The 15211-nt window shown below is 45.8% G+C and carries 13 protein-coding genes; 4 read left to right on the forward strand and 9 right to left on the reverse strand.

All coding sequences use genetic code 11. From position 1 onward, the window contains the following. Window positions 1-25: 25 nt before the first annotated feature. The 7 genes from LSG31_RS08415 to LSG31_RS08445 all read right to left on the reverse strand — a co-directional run bounded on the left by LSG31_RS08415 (window position 26) and on the right by LSG31_RS08445 (window position 7354). Complete coding sequence (locus LSG31_RS08415; RefSeq protein WP_347438867.1) at window positions 26-508, reverse strand: hypothetical protein; 483 nt, start codon at window positions 506-508, stop codon at window positions 26-28. A 255-nt stretch (window positions 509-763) separates the two neighbouring features. Beyond that, window positions 764-1459, reverse strand: a complete 696-nt coding sequence (locus LSG31_RS08420; RefSeq protein WP_347438868.1) for a LutC/YkgG family protein — start codon at window positions 1457-1459, stop codon at window positions 764-766. Further along, window positions 1456-2922 (reverse strand): LutB/LldF family L-lactate oxidation iron-sulfur protein, encoded by a 1467-nt coding sequence (locus tag LSG31_RS08425; protein ID WP_347438869.1) that lies wholly within the window; start codon window positions 2920-2922, stop codon window positions 1456-1458. Before LSG31_RS08425 ends, LSG31_RS08420 begins: the two co-directional genes overlap by 4 nt. Continuing rightward, entirely contained in the window at window positions 2919-3665 is a 747-nt protein-coding gene (locus LSG31_RS08430) for a (Fe-S)-binding protein (RefSeq protein ID WP_347438870.1), read from the reverse strand. The genes LSG31_RS08425 and LSG31_RS08430 overlap by 4 nt, the downstream gene beginning before the upstream one ends. Before the next feature lie 55 nt (window positions 3666-3720). Beyond that, complete coding sequence (locus LSG31_RS08435; RefSeq protein WP_347439468.1) at window positions 3721-5079, reverse strand: (Fe-S)-binding protein; 1359 nt, start codon at window positions 5077-5079, stop codon at window positions 3721-3723. A gap of 76 nt (window positions 5080-5155) precedes the next feature. Then, window positions 5156-6604 (reverse strand): FAD-linked oxidase C-terminal domain-containing protein, encoded by a 1449-nt coding sequence (locus LSG31_RS08440; RefSeq protein ID WP_347438871.1) that lies wholly within the window; start codon window positions 6602-6604, stop codon window positions 5156-5158. Between the two features lie 18 nt (window positions 6605-6622). Further along, window positions 6623-7354, reverse strand: a complete 732-nt coding sequence (locus LSG31_RS08445) for a FadR/GntR family transcriptional regulator (RefSeq protein ID WP_347438872.1) — start codon at window positions 7352-7354, stop codon at window positions 6623-6625. 750 nt (window positions 7355-8104) lie between these two features. Here LSG31_RS08445 and LSG31_RS08450 point away from each other — a divergent pair. After that, window positions 8105-9790 (forward strand): L-lactate permease, encoded by a 1686-nt coding sequence (locus tag LSG31_RS08450; protein ID WP_347438873.1) that lies wholly within the window; start codon window positions 8105-8107, stop codon window positions 9788-9790. A gap of 202 nt (window positions 9791-9992) precedes the next feature. Here LSG31_RS08450 and LSG31_RS08455 read toward each other — a convergent pair whose 3' ends face one another. Next, a complete protein-coding gene (locus LSG31_RS08455; RefSeq protein ID WP_347438874.1) occupies window positions 9993-10298 on the reverse strand; it encodes a hypothetical protein in 306 nt (101 codons plus the stop codon). A gap of 273 nt (window positions 10299-10571) precedes the next feature. On the opposite strand from LSG31_RS08455, the gene LSG31_RS08460 reads away from it, so the two are divergent. The 3 genes from LSG31_RS08460 (at window position 10572) to LSG31_RS08470 (ending at window position 14323) form a co-directional block, all read left to right on the forward strand. After that, entirely contained in the window at window positions 10572-11576 is a 1005-nt protein-coding gene (locus LSG31_RS08460; protein WP_347438875.1) for a 2-oxoacid:acceptor oxidoreductase family protein, read from the forward strand. A gap of 78 nt (window positions 11577-11654) precedes the next feature. Next, window positions 11655-13961, forward strand: a complete 2307-nt coding sequence (locus LSG31_RS08465; RefSeq protein ID WP_347438876.1) for a thiamine pyrophosphate-dependent enzyme — start codon at window positions 11655-11657, stop codon at window positions 13959-13961. A 167-nt stretch (window positions 13962-14128) separates the two neighbouring features. After that, window positions 14129-14323, forward strand: coding sequence for a hypothetical protein (locus LSG31_RS08470; protein ID WP_347438877.1), 195 nt, complete (start codon window positions 14129-14131; stop codon window positions 14321-14323). Window positions 14324-14427: 104 nt separating this feature from the next. On the opposite strand, the gene hemQ is transcribed toward LSG31_RS08470, so the two are convergent. Beyond that, the gene (gene hemQ / locus LSG31_RS08475) at window positions 14428-15174 is read right to left on the reverse strand and encodes a hydrogen peroxide-dependent heme synthase (RefSeq protein ID WP_347438878.1); all 747 of its coding nucleotides are present in this window, start codon (window positions 15172-15174) and stop codon (window positions 14428-14430) included. Window positions 15175-15211: the final 37 nt, after the last annotated feature.

A 15211-nucleotide genomic window follows, 5' to 3' on the forward strand; every position in this document is an offset into this window, starting at 1 on the left:
AAGAATGAATAGTTACCCGTTGCGGTTACTCGTTTTCGTCGATAACTGATCCGTCGAAATGGAGTTGTACAATTGCGTTTGACGGAGCATTTCCAACAGCGAAAACTGTCAGGAAATAGTTGTGTGCACCGTTTGGAACGTTCGTATCTGTGCAAACGAATGTTGTTGTAATGGGAAATGTCCCAACGGCAGTTGCACTGTTTGTATCGGAATATTGACAAACAAGGGTTCCGCCGTTTATAACTCCGATATGGTCGCGCCAAATTGAGAAAGTGGCCGTTGTAAATGTAAATGTTGCAGCGGTCGGTTTAATATTCCATTCGATCGTTGCTTTGAGTTGCACACGGTCATTGGAACGGATTTTTTTTAAATGGATTTGAGCGATTTGTGTTTCAGCTGCGGGAATCGGTGATAGAACATTGGAAGATTCGGTAAATTGATAGTATTTCAGCAAACGTTCGTTGTGCTCATGATTGTTGTGCTCATGATGATGGTGATGGTCACTCATTCTGAATTCCTCCTTTTACTAGATTTCATTATAGTGAATGCAAAAACATCGAATTTTGATATGGATAAAATTACGAAGAGATTCGTATATTTTTGTGCGAAATTGCATCGAAAAGTTGTAAAGAAATAAAAATTGATAGCATCAAAAATGAGGTTCTGCTAATCGCGGAAGCCTCATTTTTGATGCTATATTTCACTTTTACAAAATTTTTCAGGAATATCCATTGTTTTGATTTTCAAGAGTGCCTGTCTTTATTTATTCACCTTCATCAAGAATGAATGCAAATAGGGCCACAGGTCCATGTACACCGATCGTCAAATCGTTTTCGATATCGGAGGACCTGCTTGGACCGGTAATGACATTGATGGAAGACGGCATTGCCCCAGGGCCGGAATTCATCGTCTGAATTTCTTCCAGGACTTCACCCATACGTGTGCGCATTTGGCGCGAACGAATCAAGGCGATATGGACGCTGGGCAAAAGGCTCACGGAACGACCCTTTTCCGGACTGCTCATTAATACGATTGACCCTGTATCTGCAATGGCATAATCGACACCTGTAATTCCGACATCTGCCCGGATAAATGTTGAGATAAGAGATTCGCGAGTCTCGGAAACATCCCATTCCTGACAAGGATACGATTTCAATACATCACGCAATTGAAATACGGCAAGTGTTTGACTGCCCCATGTACCGATTGACTTTGGGGATAATTCTTGCAGAACGGATGTCAACTTGCTTTGCAATGCGTCTAAAGATGCAAAGATTTCCACAACTCCGCCTAATTTTTCAAGCTCTTCTTTAAATTTGTGAAGTTGTTCGGAATGGCTTAGCTGATACGATTTCCAAAAGTCTGGCGCGCCAATAACGGAGCGGACAGGAGGAATCGAAAGAGGTGCCGGTCTTCCGAGCCGATTGGACAGATGTTTTAAGAAGTCTTCCTCTCTCATTTTTTGTTTCCTCCTTCCGATGGATTGGTTTGTGCATGGGTGAGATCTTTTTTTAGTGAAGCAAATCGGTCGCGGAACGGCTGTTGTGCCATGGCAGGTGCATGGCGCTGGTTTGTCCAACCGAATAATGGGCCAAATGTCGATTCAATATATCCATTCCGCTCCAACGGTTTTTGCATAGACCGGGCAGAATTCATGGCCAAGCGATATCTTCCCGGTTTTCCGAAAACAGTTTGAAACCCTTTAAATGCCATTCGTTCCATGAGTTTCGTGCGCCGCTTTTCCACATTTCTTCGCCGCAAGTGAACGAGCATATCATGCAATGGAATCTTCACAGGGCACGCTTCATAACATGCACCGCAAAGGCTGGAAGCATAAGGCAAATCCGACCACTGTTCGCCTTCGTTTAAAAGCGGAGAAAGAACGGCGCCAATTGGCCCTGGATATACAGATCCATATGCGTGACCGCCGATATGCCGATACACAGGGCAAACATTCAAACAGGCACCACAGCGAATGCAGTTTAGCACTTCTTGAAATTCTTCGTCGCCAAGCTGCTTGGATCTCCCGTTATCAAGCAGAATGACATGCAGTTCTTCCGGTCCATCAATCTCTTGCGCCCGGCGAGGCCCATTGATCATGCTCATATATGCAGTGATTTTCTGGCCCGTTGCGCTTCTGGGAAGCAGATTTGCCACGACCTCAAGATCGGAGAATGTTGGCAAAAGGCGCTCCATTCCCATTGTTACGATGTGTGTTTTGGGGAGAGTGCTAACCATTCGCCCGTTGCCTTCATTCGTAAAAAGGACGATGGTGCCGGACTCGGCAATTCCAAAATTACATCCTGTTAAACCGATTTCCGCTTTTTGGAATTTTTCTCGCAATGTTTGTCTGGCAAATGCAACGAGAACTTTCGTATCGGTTGTCAAATTCTCTCCGCCTGCAGCAGTAAACAATTCTTTAATCTGCTGGCGATTTTTATGAATGGCAGGGATGATAATATGGGAAGGAGTTTCACCCGCTAATTGAATAATATATTCGCCAAGATCTGTCTCGACCGCTGCAATGTTTTTTTCTTTTAAATGTGCATTGATGTGAATCTCTTCGGAAACCATCGATTTCGATTTCACGACCAATTTGGCTTCCTTCTTTGCGGCAATGTCAAGGGCAATGGCGACCGCTTCTGCGGCATTTGCGGCAAAATACACAGAACCGCCGGCAGTTCGAATCTGGTCGGCAAATTGCTTTACATAGTAATCGAGATGCGCAATGGTATGTGAGCGGATTTGTTTGCCGCGTTCCCGCCACTCTTCCCAACGACCGAGCTCCTCGGTCGTCTTTAACTTATTGTTTTTTAAGCGGCCGGTTGTAAAACGTACGGCAGCCCGTAAAAAATCATCTTGTAAAGCAAGGTGAGAGCGTTCTTTGATATCTGTTTGGCTATGAGTATGTGCAGTTGTCATCGGGTGATCACCTGCCCTTGCAGCATGCCTTCATACAGCAATTCAATCAGGTGCATGACTCGAACTTGCTTGCCTTGATGCCGCAGACGACCGCCGATATTCATCAGGCAGCCCATGTCAGTACCGACCAGGATTTCGGCGCCCGTTTCCAAAACATGTTCCGCTTTTTCCGTCACCATCGCTTCTGATATTTCATGCATTTTTACGGCAAATGTTCCGCCGAATCCGCAGCAGTCATTTGCTTGCGGCAATTCGATTCGGTTTAAATCTTTCACTTGCTCCAATAGGATCAGCGGTTCATCCTTTATCCCCAATAAGCGGGAAGCATGACAGGAAGGATGATATGTTACGGTATGTGGAAAAACGGCGCCAACATCTTTGACTCCCAATACATTGACAAGAAACTGAGAAAATTCATACGTTTTCTCGACAAGCTGCTGTGCTTTTTTTGCCAATACCGGGTCGTCTTTAAACAATTCCGGATAATAGTGATGAACCATACCGGTACAGGAGCCGGAAGGGGAGATGACATAGTCGGAATGTTCAAAAGCATCCAGCATATTTTTGGCAACCGCGCGGGCTTCATCTACATATCCGCTGTTAAATGCAGGTTGCCCGCAGCATGTTTGATTTTCAGGGAAATCAACATCGACGCCGTATTTGTGCAAAATTCTTACCATCGCTTCACCGACTTGCGGGAAGAAGTTATCGACAAGACATGTGATAAAGAGCGAAGCCTTCACAATCGTCACTTCCTAAGATATAAATTGTTTGTTGAGATACGCAAATAAAGTCGAATCAGTGGCTTTCTACGAAATTCAGGTTTGGCAACGCTTGTTCGATGAGATCCACGATATGAATCGCTTCCATTTCATCTTGCAAACCTGCCCGCTGGATACCCAGACGCATTTGCAGCAGGCAACCAGGATTTGCTGTCACGACATATTTCGCTTTTGTTCCTCTGACATGCTGCATTTTCTTATCGAGAATTTGCATCGACATGGCTTCATTTGTAATATTGTAAATTCCTGCAGAGCCGCAGCAGCGATCGGCTTCCGGCAGTTCCACATATGTGATGCCGGGGATACTTCTCAGCAACTGCCGAGGCTGGTTGAAAATTTTTTGGCCATGCCGGAGATGGCATGAATCCTGGAATGTCACAATCGCATCCAATGACTGCAATGCTGGCAACTGTAATGAAACAAGGATTTCACTAATATCTTTAGATGCTTCGACAAATCGTTTGGCACGGGGTTCCCATTCCGGATCTCCATGGAACCAGTGATCGTATTCTTTCAATGCCGCCCCGCAGCCACCGGCATTATTAACCATTACATCGATGCCGGCTTTTTCAAATGCCTGAATATTTTGCTTGGCCAATGTGAGAGCATCCGCCTTGTTGCCGGCATGTGCATGCAGCGCTCCGCAGCAGGTTTGTTCTGAGAAAAATATGACTTCGCATCCGGCGGCGGCGAGCACGCGGGCCGTTGCCTGATTCGTATGCCAAAATACGGTATCCATCACACAACCCACGAATAGTCCGACTCGAAGCGGTCGTGTCCCGGGCTGATGCTCGTGACTCTCAACAAGTGCAGGTACAGCCGCAGCCACTGCTTCCTGCCGGCTTGGAAAATCGATAATAGGTGAAGTTGCGATCATTTTTTTCAAACGGCTGTTTCGTTCCTTAGGGGAAGCAAATGTACTTAATGTCGCTTCCATTTGGCCCATAGGTCCGAAGTGTTTCAAAAGCCCGGATTTGCGCATAAAGGATTGAAGGCCTGATTTTTGATAGAACCATAACAGATTTCCAATGACGCGCATCCGCTTCGGATGGGGGAACAGCCATTTCATTGGAATTTCCCGGGCGAGCCGGACTTTTCCGGAACGAGGTATGGTTTCTTCAATGATATCTCTGGCGGTCTCGACCAAACGTCCATACTTGACTCCAGATGGACAAGCAGTTTCACAAGCACGGCAGCCGAGGCACAAATACATATTGTGATCGAATTCTTCATCGACGGGAAGCATGCCGTCGGCAACAGCTTTCATCAGAGCGATCCGTCCACGTGGCGATGCGGATTCTTTTCCTGTCTCCCGATAGGTAGGACACGCGGGCAAGCAGTAACCGCAGCGCATACAATTCATGATCTCGTCCATGTCGAATTGATGGATCAAACTGTTTGTATTCTCGCATGCAGGTATTGACAGACCATTTGAGGTTGTATTTGCTTGTTCAAGCGAGTTTGTGTTCCGGATGACTGCATCCGCCATGATTTCCCACCACCACTCTACGTCTCGTTTCTTTTGCAAAAAGTTTTCCAGGGTTCAGGAGATGATCGGGATCAAAAGCTGTCTTGATTCCTTTCATTACATCCATACCGGTCTTTCCTACCCGCAGTTCAAGATAAGGAGCCTTCGCCATGCCGACGCCATGCTCGCCTGTAATGGTCCCACCGAGGTCCAATGCAGCGTAAAAGATTTCTTCAAACGCTTTTTCGACGCGATGGATTTCTTGTTTGTCGCGGACATCTGTCATACATGTGGGATGCAGGTTGCCGTCTCCCGCATGTCCGAATGTGCAAATATGCACACCGTACTTTTGGGCAATTCGGTTGATTTGTTCGACCATCTCAGCCAAGTGCGCGCGTGGGACAGTTGCGTCTTCCAGGATGGTCGTCGGCCGCAAACGGGCTAATGCCGACAAAGAAGCCCGGCGTGCAGTCATAAGTTGGCTGGCTTCAGTTTGATCAGCAGCCAGGCGAACTTCTACGGCGCCTTCTTTTAGGCAAAGTTCCTGGATTTTCGCGCAATCTTGCTCCACGACAGATGCCGGTCCGTCCTGTTCGATTAAAAGCATGGCAGCCATGTCAAGGGGCAGTCCGCAATGTGCATAGTCTTCTACGACACGCATGGTCTCCTGATCGAGAAATTCCAGAGTCGCCGGGATAATCCGGTTGGCGATAATCGATTGAACGCTTCTTGCAGCATCTGTCAGATTGCGGTAATATGCCACCATTGTGCGCTTGCTTTCTGGCAGCGGCAAAAGCTTCGCGGTAATTCCCGTGACGACAGCCAGTGTGCCTTCTGCGCCTACCAACAATTTGGTCAAATCATATCCGGCGACATCTTTTGCGTTCTTCCCGCCTGTACGCAAAATCTCGCCATTTGGCAGGACAGCTTCCAATCCCATAATGTAATCTTTTGTCACACCGTATTTGAGACCGCGCATACCTCCCGAACATTCCGCCACATTGCCGCCGAGTGTGGAAATGCGCATGCTGCCAGGGTCTGGCGGGTAAAAGAGGCCGACACGCTCGACTGCCTGGTGCAGATCGCTCGTGATGAGTCCAGGCTGGAAGGTTGCCGTCAAGTTTTCTTGGTCAATTTCCTGCAGTTGATTCATTCGTGTCAGTACGAGCACCAAACCGCCTTCTATCGGTACTGTGCCTGCACTGAGGTTTGTTCCGGAACCCCGCGGCACGATTTTGATTTTGTAGCGGGAACAAATTTTTAAAATGCCTGCAACCTCTTCCGTATTTGCCGGCATGACCACGCCATCCGGCAGCGATTGATAAAGCGGAGTAGCATCATAGGAATATGCGAGTAAATCATTTGGAGAATCGAAAAACCAATCCGCACCGACAATTGATCGCAATTCTTCCTTGGCGGAATTTGAAATCAAAGGTACTACCTCCAGTCATTATTTTTTATACATCTGTTCAATAATTTCCAAAGCGGTATCGACATTTGATAAATGTGTAACAATCAATTTCTCGGCAGTTACTTCGTCTGTCGCCAGAATGGCATGGTAGATGCCTTTATGTTCTTCTAACAGTCGCTGTGGTCCGCCGGGTATTTGGTATAATTTGGTCCGATTTGCTTTTAAGGATGCTTGAATCGTTTCAGCAATGGAATCCATCAATGTAAGAAGAAACGGATTTTTGGATGCGGCAGCAATTGTATAGTGAAATTCCCAGTCGGCTTTTTCTCCCAAAACGGCCGAATTCAAGTCTTTTTCCATATTATTCAATATACTGCCCATCATTTCCAAATCTTCTTTTGTTCGTCTTCTGGCGGCTAGTTTTGCACTGCCGGCTTCAATAATTTTCCGCAATTCCAAGAGACTGCGAATGTCTTCTTTGCTGAGAAAATTCACTTGATCGAGGGCTCTTGTTATTTCACTAACGATCTCGTTGGGATCAAATTGTTCCACATACGTACCGCTTCCTTGCTTGATCGTAATCAACCCCATCGCTTTTAATGCAGATAATGCTTCGCGAACGGCTGCTTGACCAACGGCGAATTGATTGCTCAATTCACGCACGGAAGGCAAGCGGGAGCCGGGAGGAAATTTGCCGTTTTGTATCGCAGATTTCAATTGTTCAACGATTTCTTCATAATTTTTTTTTGCTTTTACAGGCATCAAATCCATACTTTCGAACTCCTCTCCGGCAAACCGGAAATCTGTATCGTAATGTATCGTAACTCTAAATAATAGAAGCAGCGGACGATTATACCTTCGCAGCTCTGATTTCTAGTTGTACAGTTATCATTCAGGTACGGTACTAAAGCGATTACATAAAGGAAATTATCGAGAAAATACCGCTAAGAAAGCACGACAAATCCCTATGTATCGTTTTTTTTATTGTACATGAGAAATCGAAAGAATGGAATTTTCCTGTAATGTGAAACTGTTACAAAGTTTTAAAGTCATCAGGTGACTTAATACATACGATAGGAGTTTTTTGTATGATATGTCAAGTGGTAAATGTCATGTATAAAAATAAAAAACCGGCCTTAAATTCAAAAAATCAGCAAATTCCCAACAAAATATTGAGGAATATTCAAGTTGGCCAAACGGAAGCGAGAAGTTTCGCAAGCTTATTTTTACAGTTTTTGAATTTCGTTACACAATTTCGGAAGTTGTGTTAAAAAATTTCTTGACGATATTTGTCGATCTGTACTATGATCTAGGTGTCAAATCATCTGATGACTTTATAACTGTATGCTTGGCGGAACGAATTCTTGTGAGAAGAATTTTTTTGCAAGAGAAAGAAAACGCTGCCATGTTCGGCGTTGCTGCTTGCAAATGAGTCGGCAAACGAAAGGAATGTTTTTGAGTTTATAATCGGTCATCAGAAATCCGCTCAAGTTGAATGAGCGAAAGAAAGGGGTCAATTCCATGACATGGACGCAAGGGTATGCTCCGGTCGGCGGAAGCATATGGTTGTCTGCTTTATTTGCAGTGGTTCCGATTTTGTATTTTTTATGGGCGCTTGGAATGAAAGGCATGAAAGGCCATGTGGCCGCATTAACAACCGTTGTTCTGGCAATTCTGGATGCAATCGCCATTTTTCATTTCCCTGTAGGGAAAGCGGTATCATCTACTTTATACGGAATGGTTACAGGGTTATGGCCGATTGGCTGGATTGTGGTAACTTCTGTGCTTGTGTATAACATTACAGTGAAGACTGGTCATTTTGATGTGATTCGTCAGTCTATCAGCGGTCTGACAGATGATCGGCGAATTCAAATGTTATTGATTGCATTCTGCTTTGGTGCTTTTTTGGAAGGTGCGGCAGGTTTTGGCGCACCTGTTGCGATTGCAGGAGCGATGCTTGTTGGATTAGGATTCAGTCCGCTCTATGCAGCCGGTCTATGTTTGATTGCAGATACGGCTCCGGTGGCATTTGGCGGACTCGGGATTCCGGTGACGGCGATGGCGGGTGTAACTCATGCCAATCCATTGCTTTTGAGCCAAGTCATCGGCCGGCAATTGCCGTTGCTTTCTCTGTTTTTGCCTTTCTTGCTCGTCATCATTATGTCAGGTTGGAAAGGATTGAAGGAAGTATTTCCAGCAGCTCTGACTGCCGGTGCATCATTTGCGATTGTACAATTTTTGACATCCAATTACCTTGGCCCACAACTTCCTGACGTGTTGTCTGCAATAGTTTCCTTGCTGAGCCTGGTCATCTTGTTGAAATTCTGGAAACCAAAAACTACGTTCCGTTTTGCACATGAAGCGGGACAGGCAGAAGCTGCAGCGAGTGTGGCAGCACATGATTTGCACGGAAAGGCGAATGCGAAGGGATCGACAGCGAAACATACGGCGGGTGAAGTATTTCAGGCTTGGCTGCCATATATTGTTTTAACAATCGTTTTGATCATCTGGACACTCCCAGGCGTGAAAAAAGAGTTGGCGAATTTCACTCATGTATTCCACTTCCCCGGATTGGACAATGAAATCTTGAAAGTGGCTCCAATTGCTGCAAAACCGACAAAAATGCCGGCGCTCTATACGTTTGATATTTTCGCGGCGACAGGCACTGCAATTTTCTTGACTGCAGTTATTACAAAGTTTATTACCGGGATGTCAACAAAAGACTTTTTCAAAACAATTGGCGAAACACTGAACCAACTGAAGTATCCATTGTTGACAATTGCACTTGTCGTTGGTTACGGACAATTGACAAACTATTCCGGCATGAGTGGAACAATGGCGTTGGCATTGGCAAAAACAGGTTTTTTGTTCCCGTTCTTTGCACCGCTTTTGGGATGGATCGGCGTCTTCCTGACAGGCAGCGACACGTCATCCAACTTGCTGTTCGGCAATTTGCAACAACTGACAGCCCAACAATTGCACATCAATCAGTATTTGACGATGGGCGCCAACTCTTCAGGCGGAGTGGTAGGAAAAATGATTTCACCGCAATCCATAGCTGTCGGCGCATCTGCCACAGGGCTTGTCGGCAAAGAAGGACAATTATACCGTTTCACATTGAAATATAGTATCTTGCTGCTGGCGGTCATCGCTGTTATCACGTTCTTGCAAGCGTATGTAGTACCTGGCATGATTCCAGGGAAATAAAGCAGTCATTTTGATTATCGGCAGTTTTATGAACGAAGCTCAATAAATCGTTGCTTGATGAATCGCAACTTGATGGAAAATAAGGGGATATTGATAACGGGAGGACCGCCTCCCGTTTTTCCATCTTAACCACTTTTTGTACGAAAATAACATTTTCATGTGATGCGGTGGCTGAAAGGCCACGTAAGGTTTGAACACGCACTTAAAAGAAGAATCCTGCGCCAAATCCTCCAAACGGATACATCCCAAACATCCCGCCAAACGGTAAAAACATGCCTGCACCGAAAAAGACTTGTTCAAATTCAACTTGTTCTGTATCTGTTTTGTAATTTTCTATTGTTAAGTTTTGCTCTTCAACGTTCGTTCCGTTAGCTAAGCGAACCGCATTTCCCAGCATAATCCCATCAGGTAAAACGTGTGTGACAACACCACGGTGCCAACCGTAAACGGAATGCACATGAACCATTCTCCCCAAATGTTGTCTTGCCATTACAGCTGTCACAGCCATTGGGAGCCCCTCCTTCTATCCAAATATAGAATTAGCATACGTGGGATGGTTGTTTATTTCTTGTATGTTTGGCTATAAATTTAGGATTTTTCACACAATAGGCATGTTATAGTACAGTTTTGTTTTATTTCAATTGTTATAAATATTTAAAACAATCACAAATTATTCAAAAAATCAGGGTTTTCCCTGACTTACAATCCCAATTTCTCATTCTATAATGAGGAAAAGATTTAGAGGTAGGGGGAATTTTTATTATGAAGGTGAGGGATTGTCATGAAAACGAAAACGTTGCTTACGAAGACGAATCGTTTAGGTTTATTTGAGATACGGATGGAGTCCATTGGCGGGTTAGGAGCCAATCTGGCGGGGAAAATGTTGGCCGAGGCAGGTGTTTTGCATCTTGGCCTCAATGGTTCCAATTTTTCTTCCTATGGCTCCGAGAAAAAAGGCTCGGCTGTTACATCCTTTGTCCGTTTTGCAAATCCGGAAACGACCATACGGGCAGCATCGCCTGTCGATGAGCCACATGTGGTTGCCATTTTCCACGAAGCACTTTTCAAAACACAAGATTGTTTGTCAGGATTGCAAGAAGACGGGATTTTATTAGTAAATACTGTAAAATCACCGGATGAGATTCGAGTATTGACAGGATTGCAGACAGGAACGATTGTTTGTATCGATGCATTAGGAATTGCCGTTCAAGAAAAAACGAGAATAAATACGGCAATGCTGGGCGCGCTCTGCCATATTGTTGATTTTATCGACCCGGAAGCGGTTAAAAAAGTGATTCAAGATACATTCAGCAAAAAATATCCGGCTCTGGTCGAGTCGAATATTCGCACATTTGATCGCGGGTGTCATGAATTGACTGTACAGACATATACAGAACCGGATTTCAATATCGAGCGGCGTGTGTTTGCAACACAAACACTTGGGTATAAAACACAAACCATCGGCGGCATAATCGTAAATCCGGGAAATTCCATGTTTAAAAACTTGAGCGCTTCCCGCCAAGGATTTTTGCCTGCTTTCAACGCAGATACCTGCATTCATTGTGCGGCATGTGATCAAGTTTGCCCGGATTTGTGTTTTGTATGGGAACAGCGGACAGATGAGAAGGGACGTGCGTTTCAATTTCTTAAAGGCATTGATTATCAATACTGCAAAGGCTGCATGAAGTGTGTCGTCGCATGTCCGACTGATGCCCTTGCGAAAGTTCGGGAATCGGAACGGTATGCGGAAGAACATCAAACCAAACATGTATTTCAGTTGCTGTAAAAGCGGATGCAGAATCGATTCGATTGACGATGCAGTCTATGATGAAGCCCCAACTATGGCGTGAAGGGATGAGGAGTTATGGCAATTCTTGAAAGCAATCTTACATCAGACGGGTCAGTAGAGAATCAAACGGGTGTATACGAGCAGACGACAGATTTTCGCTCTGGCAACGAAATGGCGGCAAGAGCAGCAGCTCAAATTAATTATCATTTGATGGGTTTTTATCCGATTACACCTTCAACGGAAATTGCGGAGTATCTCGATGAGATGAAAGTGGAAGGCGAACATGATATCGTCATGGTGCCTGCGGATGGGGAACACGGTGCCGCAGGTGTGTGTTATGGCGCGGCTGTCGCAGGAGGACGAGTATTTAACGCGACTTCAGCTAACGGATTCTTGTATATGTTGGAACAATTGCCAGTGCAATCGGGAACGCGTTTTCCCATGGTGCTCAACCTCGTTACCCGTTCCGTATCTGGTCCGCTGGATATTCGCGGCGATCATTCGGACTTGTATTACGGCTTAAATGTCGGTTGGCCAATCTTACTGGCAAAAGAACCGCAAGCTGTTTATGATATGAACATCATTGCATTGCGTCTTGCCGAGCATAAAGATATCCGTTTGCCTGTCATCGTGGCGTCTGACGGCTTCTTTACATCACACCAAAAGCGCAGGGTTCAGTATTTTTCCAGTCGGGAAGCGGTGCAAAGATTTGTCGGTGAAATGCCGAACGGATACCTGCATGCGTTGGATGTCAATCATCCGATTACAATCGGGCCATATATGAACGACCCGGACTATATCAATAATAAATTTCAGCAATCCAATGCGATGTTTGAAGCGGAGCGGGTATTTGCCGAACTGACGGAAGAGTATGCGAAAATCTCCGGGCGCAAATACGAAGTACTGGATTTATACCAAATGGAAGATGCGGAAATCGCTGTTTTCCTATTAAATTCCGCATCGGATACAGCAAAAGATGTTGTGGACGAATTGCGGGCACAGGGCATTAAAGCGGGCGTAATTGCCCCGAATATGATCCGGCCATTTCCTGTCAAGGCGATCCAACATGCGCTGAAAGATGTGAAAGTGGTGCTTGTCGGTGAACGTGCAGAATCCTTTGGCGGTCATGGCGGCAATATGACTTTCGAAGTCAAAGCAGCGCTGCAAGAGATTCATGCGGAGACCAAGGTACTTACCCGAATTTATGGATTGGGCGGGAAAGACTTCTTTGCGAAAGATGCAGAAGCTTTTTTCCAATCCTGCATCGATGCGATGAATGGCCAGGATCTCCCGGCATTTGACTATCATGGCCATATGCCCGGCAATACGGAAGCGATGCCGCAGCAATTGTTGCAACCATTGACAAAAGAACAGACAACAGGTTTCGTATCGGTTGAAAAAGATGAACAAACAGGCCAGCTAAAGGTAAAAGTGCCGCCCCTGCGAGCATTGACCGCAAAAGCGCGGCGGTTGGCACCCGGACATGGCGCATGCCCAGGCTGCGGGATTTTCCCTGGCGTTGAGACATTTTTGCGGGGAATTGAAGGGGACGTTGTCGTTTTGTATCAGACGGGTTGTGCAATGGTTACGACGACCGGTTATCCATATTCATCGCATAAAGTCACGTATATCCACAATCTTTTCCAAAATGGCGCCGCCACATTATCGGGAACCGTGGAAATGTTCCACGAGCGGAAACGCCGCGGAGAAATTGAAATCGGCGATGATATTACGTTTGTCATGGTGACCGGGGACGGCGGCATGGATATCGGCATGGGGCCTGCCATTGGCGCCGCATTGCGAAATCACAAGATGATTATTCTGGAATATGACAATGAGGGGTATATGAACACAGGCGCCCAATTGTCGTATTCCACACCTTTAGGCCATATGACTGCGACATCCAATGTGGGAGGCCAATCGAGCGGAAAGTCGTTCCATCATAAAGACACGCCGCAACTGATGGCAGCGACGAATATTCCGTACGTTTTCACAGGAACGGAAGCGTTCGCCCAGGATTTGATCAAAAAAGCGGCAAAGGCGCAATGGTATGCCAAACATGAGGGGCTTGCCTATGGAAAGATTCTGATCGCTTGCCCGTTGAACTGGAAAGCGGCGGACGATGCCGGGAATACGATTGTCGGCGCTGCTGTGAACAGTTGTTTTTTCCCGCTATACGAGGTGGAAAACGGGATCACGACAATTACGTACAATCCGGAAGAAAAGAATAAGCGTGTGCCCGCAAGCGAATGGTTAAAACTCATGGGCAAAACCAAACATCTGTTAAAACCGGAGTATGAAACGCAACTGAAACGCTTTGAGGAAGAAGTGGAGCGCCGTTGGGTACGACTCAAAGCGAAACATGAGAATCCGTATTTGTAATTGAAAGAACCGTACGGAAAAATTGTGGAAAGAGTCGTGCAAGAAATCGTGCAAAGGGTGTGAGCGAAACAGATGTGAAGCCTGTATTCCAGATGGATGCAGGCTTTATATTTTTGAAGTTTGCCGGCATTTCAAGTATACTCGTGGCATGGCGGAGGTGAACAATCATGGCGGAAGAAAGCTTTTATCTGACATATTTGCTTGAGGACGACCGGGAAGTGGCTGCCAAATTCGACGACATCAATGATCGGGATGGCTGTCATATTTCTCTTGACATGTACAAAGTAAACTTGGGGCCGATCACGGATGAAGTGTGGGAACGAATGGTCGGGAAATTTCGTGGAGCTATAGTTTCAAAGTAAAACTGAGTGAACCGGGAGCGAGTACTAGAATGAGGGGAAATGGGTGGCCGTCTCGCCGGAATAACGAAGAAACCGCGACGAGGACGACCACCGAACCCGTTTCGTCAAATGGAAAGAAAATCTTCCAATTGATCGTCTGGCAAGCGATTGCCGACAAAGAAGGAACCAAAGTCCCCGAATCTCGCACTCGCTTCATCAAACCGCATTTCATACACCAGTTTTTTGAATACGATTGGATCATCCGCGAATAATGTAACTCCCCATTCCCAATCATCAAGTCCCACAGAGCCGGAAATAATTTGTGTCACTTGTCCGGCATATTTACGGCCGATCAAACCATGACTGCGCATCATTTCCCGGCGCTGCTCCATGGAAAGCATGTACCAGTTATCCGCGCCTTCCCGTTTTTTATCCATCGGATAGAAGCAAATATGTTCTGTTTTTGGCAGCGTCGGATAGAGCCGGCCTCTTACGTAAGGATCTTGATAGGGATCTTTGCCTTCTTTATTGAGATAATTGCTCAATTCCACGACAGAAACATAGGAGTATGCGGGAATTGTACATTCTGCGAACCGCAGCTTGTTAAATGCTGTTTCCACTTCACCGACTTCTTGCAAAGTCGGGCGCATTTGGACAAAGAGTACATCTGCTTTTTGACCGACGATTGTATAGATGGCAAATGCGCCTTCCTTGTTGTCCTCGACCTGTTTGCATGCTTGGATAAAATGTTTCAATTCTTCAATCGCTGCTTGCCGGTCCGTCTCGGAAAGAGCTTTCCAAGCGGTCCAATCGATTGTGCGAAAGTCGTGTAATACAAACCAACCTTCCAGTGTATGTACAGCTTCACTCATTTAGAACCAACTCCTTTCACTGTATTGTATCATGTAC

The organism is Fodinisporobacter ferrooxydans (assembly GCF_022818495.1).
Classification (GTDB): Bacteria; Bacillota; Bacilli; order Tumebacillales; family MYW30-H2; genus Fodinisporobacter; species Fodinisporobacter ferrooxydans.

Excerpts from the sequence above, each read along its gene's own strand:
- LSG31_RS08415 (WP_347438867.1), bottom strand. The coding sequence starts at position 508 with ATGAGTGACCATCACCATCATCATGAGCACAACAATCATGAGCACAAC.
- LSG31_RS08420 (WP_347438868.1), bottom strand. The coding sequence starts at position 1,459 with ATGAGAGAGGAAGACTTCTTAAAACATCTGTCCAATCGGCTCGGAAGA.
- LSG31_RS08425 (WP_347438869.1), bottom strand. The coding sequence starts at position 2,922 with ATGACAACTGCACATACTCATAGCCAAACAGATATCAAAGAACGCTCT.
- LSG31_RS08435 (WP_347439468.1), bottom strand. The coding sequence starts at position 5,079 with ATGGACGAGATCATGAATTGTATGCGCTGCGGTTACTGCTTGCCCGCG.
- LSG31_RS08445 (WP_347438872.1), bottom strand. The coding sequence starts at position 7,354 with ATGGATTTGATGCCTGTAAAAGCAAAAAAAAATTATGAAGAAATCGTT.
- LSG31_RS08450 (WP_347438873.1), top strand. The coding sequence starts at position 8,105 with ATGACATGGACGCAAGGGTATGCTCCGGTCGGCGGAAGCATATGGTTG.
- LSG31_RS08455 (WP_347438874.1), bottom strand. The coding sequence starts at position 10,298 with ATGGCTGTGACAGCTGTAATGGCAAGACAACATTTGGGGAGAATGGTT.
- LSG31_RS08460 (WP_347438875.1), top strand. The coding sequence starts at position 10,572 with ATGAAAACGAAAACGTTGCTTACGAAGACGAATCGTTTAGGTTTATTT.
- LSG31_RS08465 (WP_347438876.1), top strand. The coding sequence starts at position 11,655 with ATGGCAATTCTTGAAAGCAATCTTACATCAGACGGGTCAGTAGAGAAT.
- LSG31_RS08470 (WP_347438877.1), top strand. The coding sequence starts at position 14,129 with ATGGCGGAAGAAAGCTTTTATCTGACATATTTGCTTGAGGACGACCGG.
- hemQ (WP_347438878.1), bottom strand. The coding sequence starts at position 15,174 with ATGAGTGAAGCTGTACATACACTGGAAGGTTGGTTTGTATTACACGAC.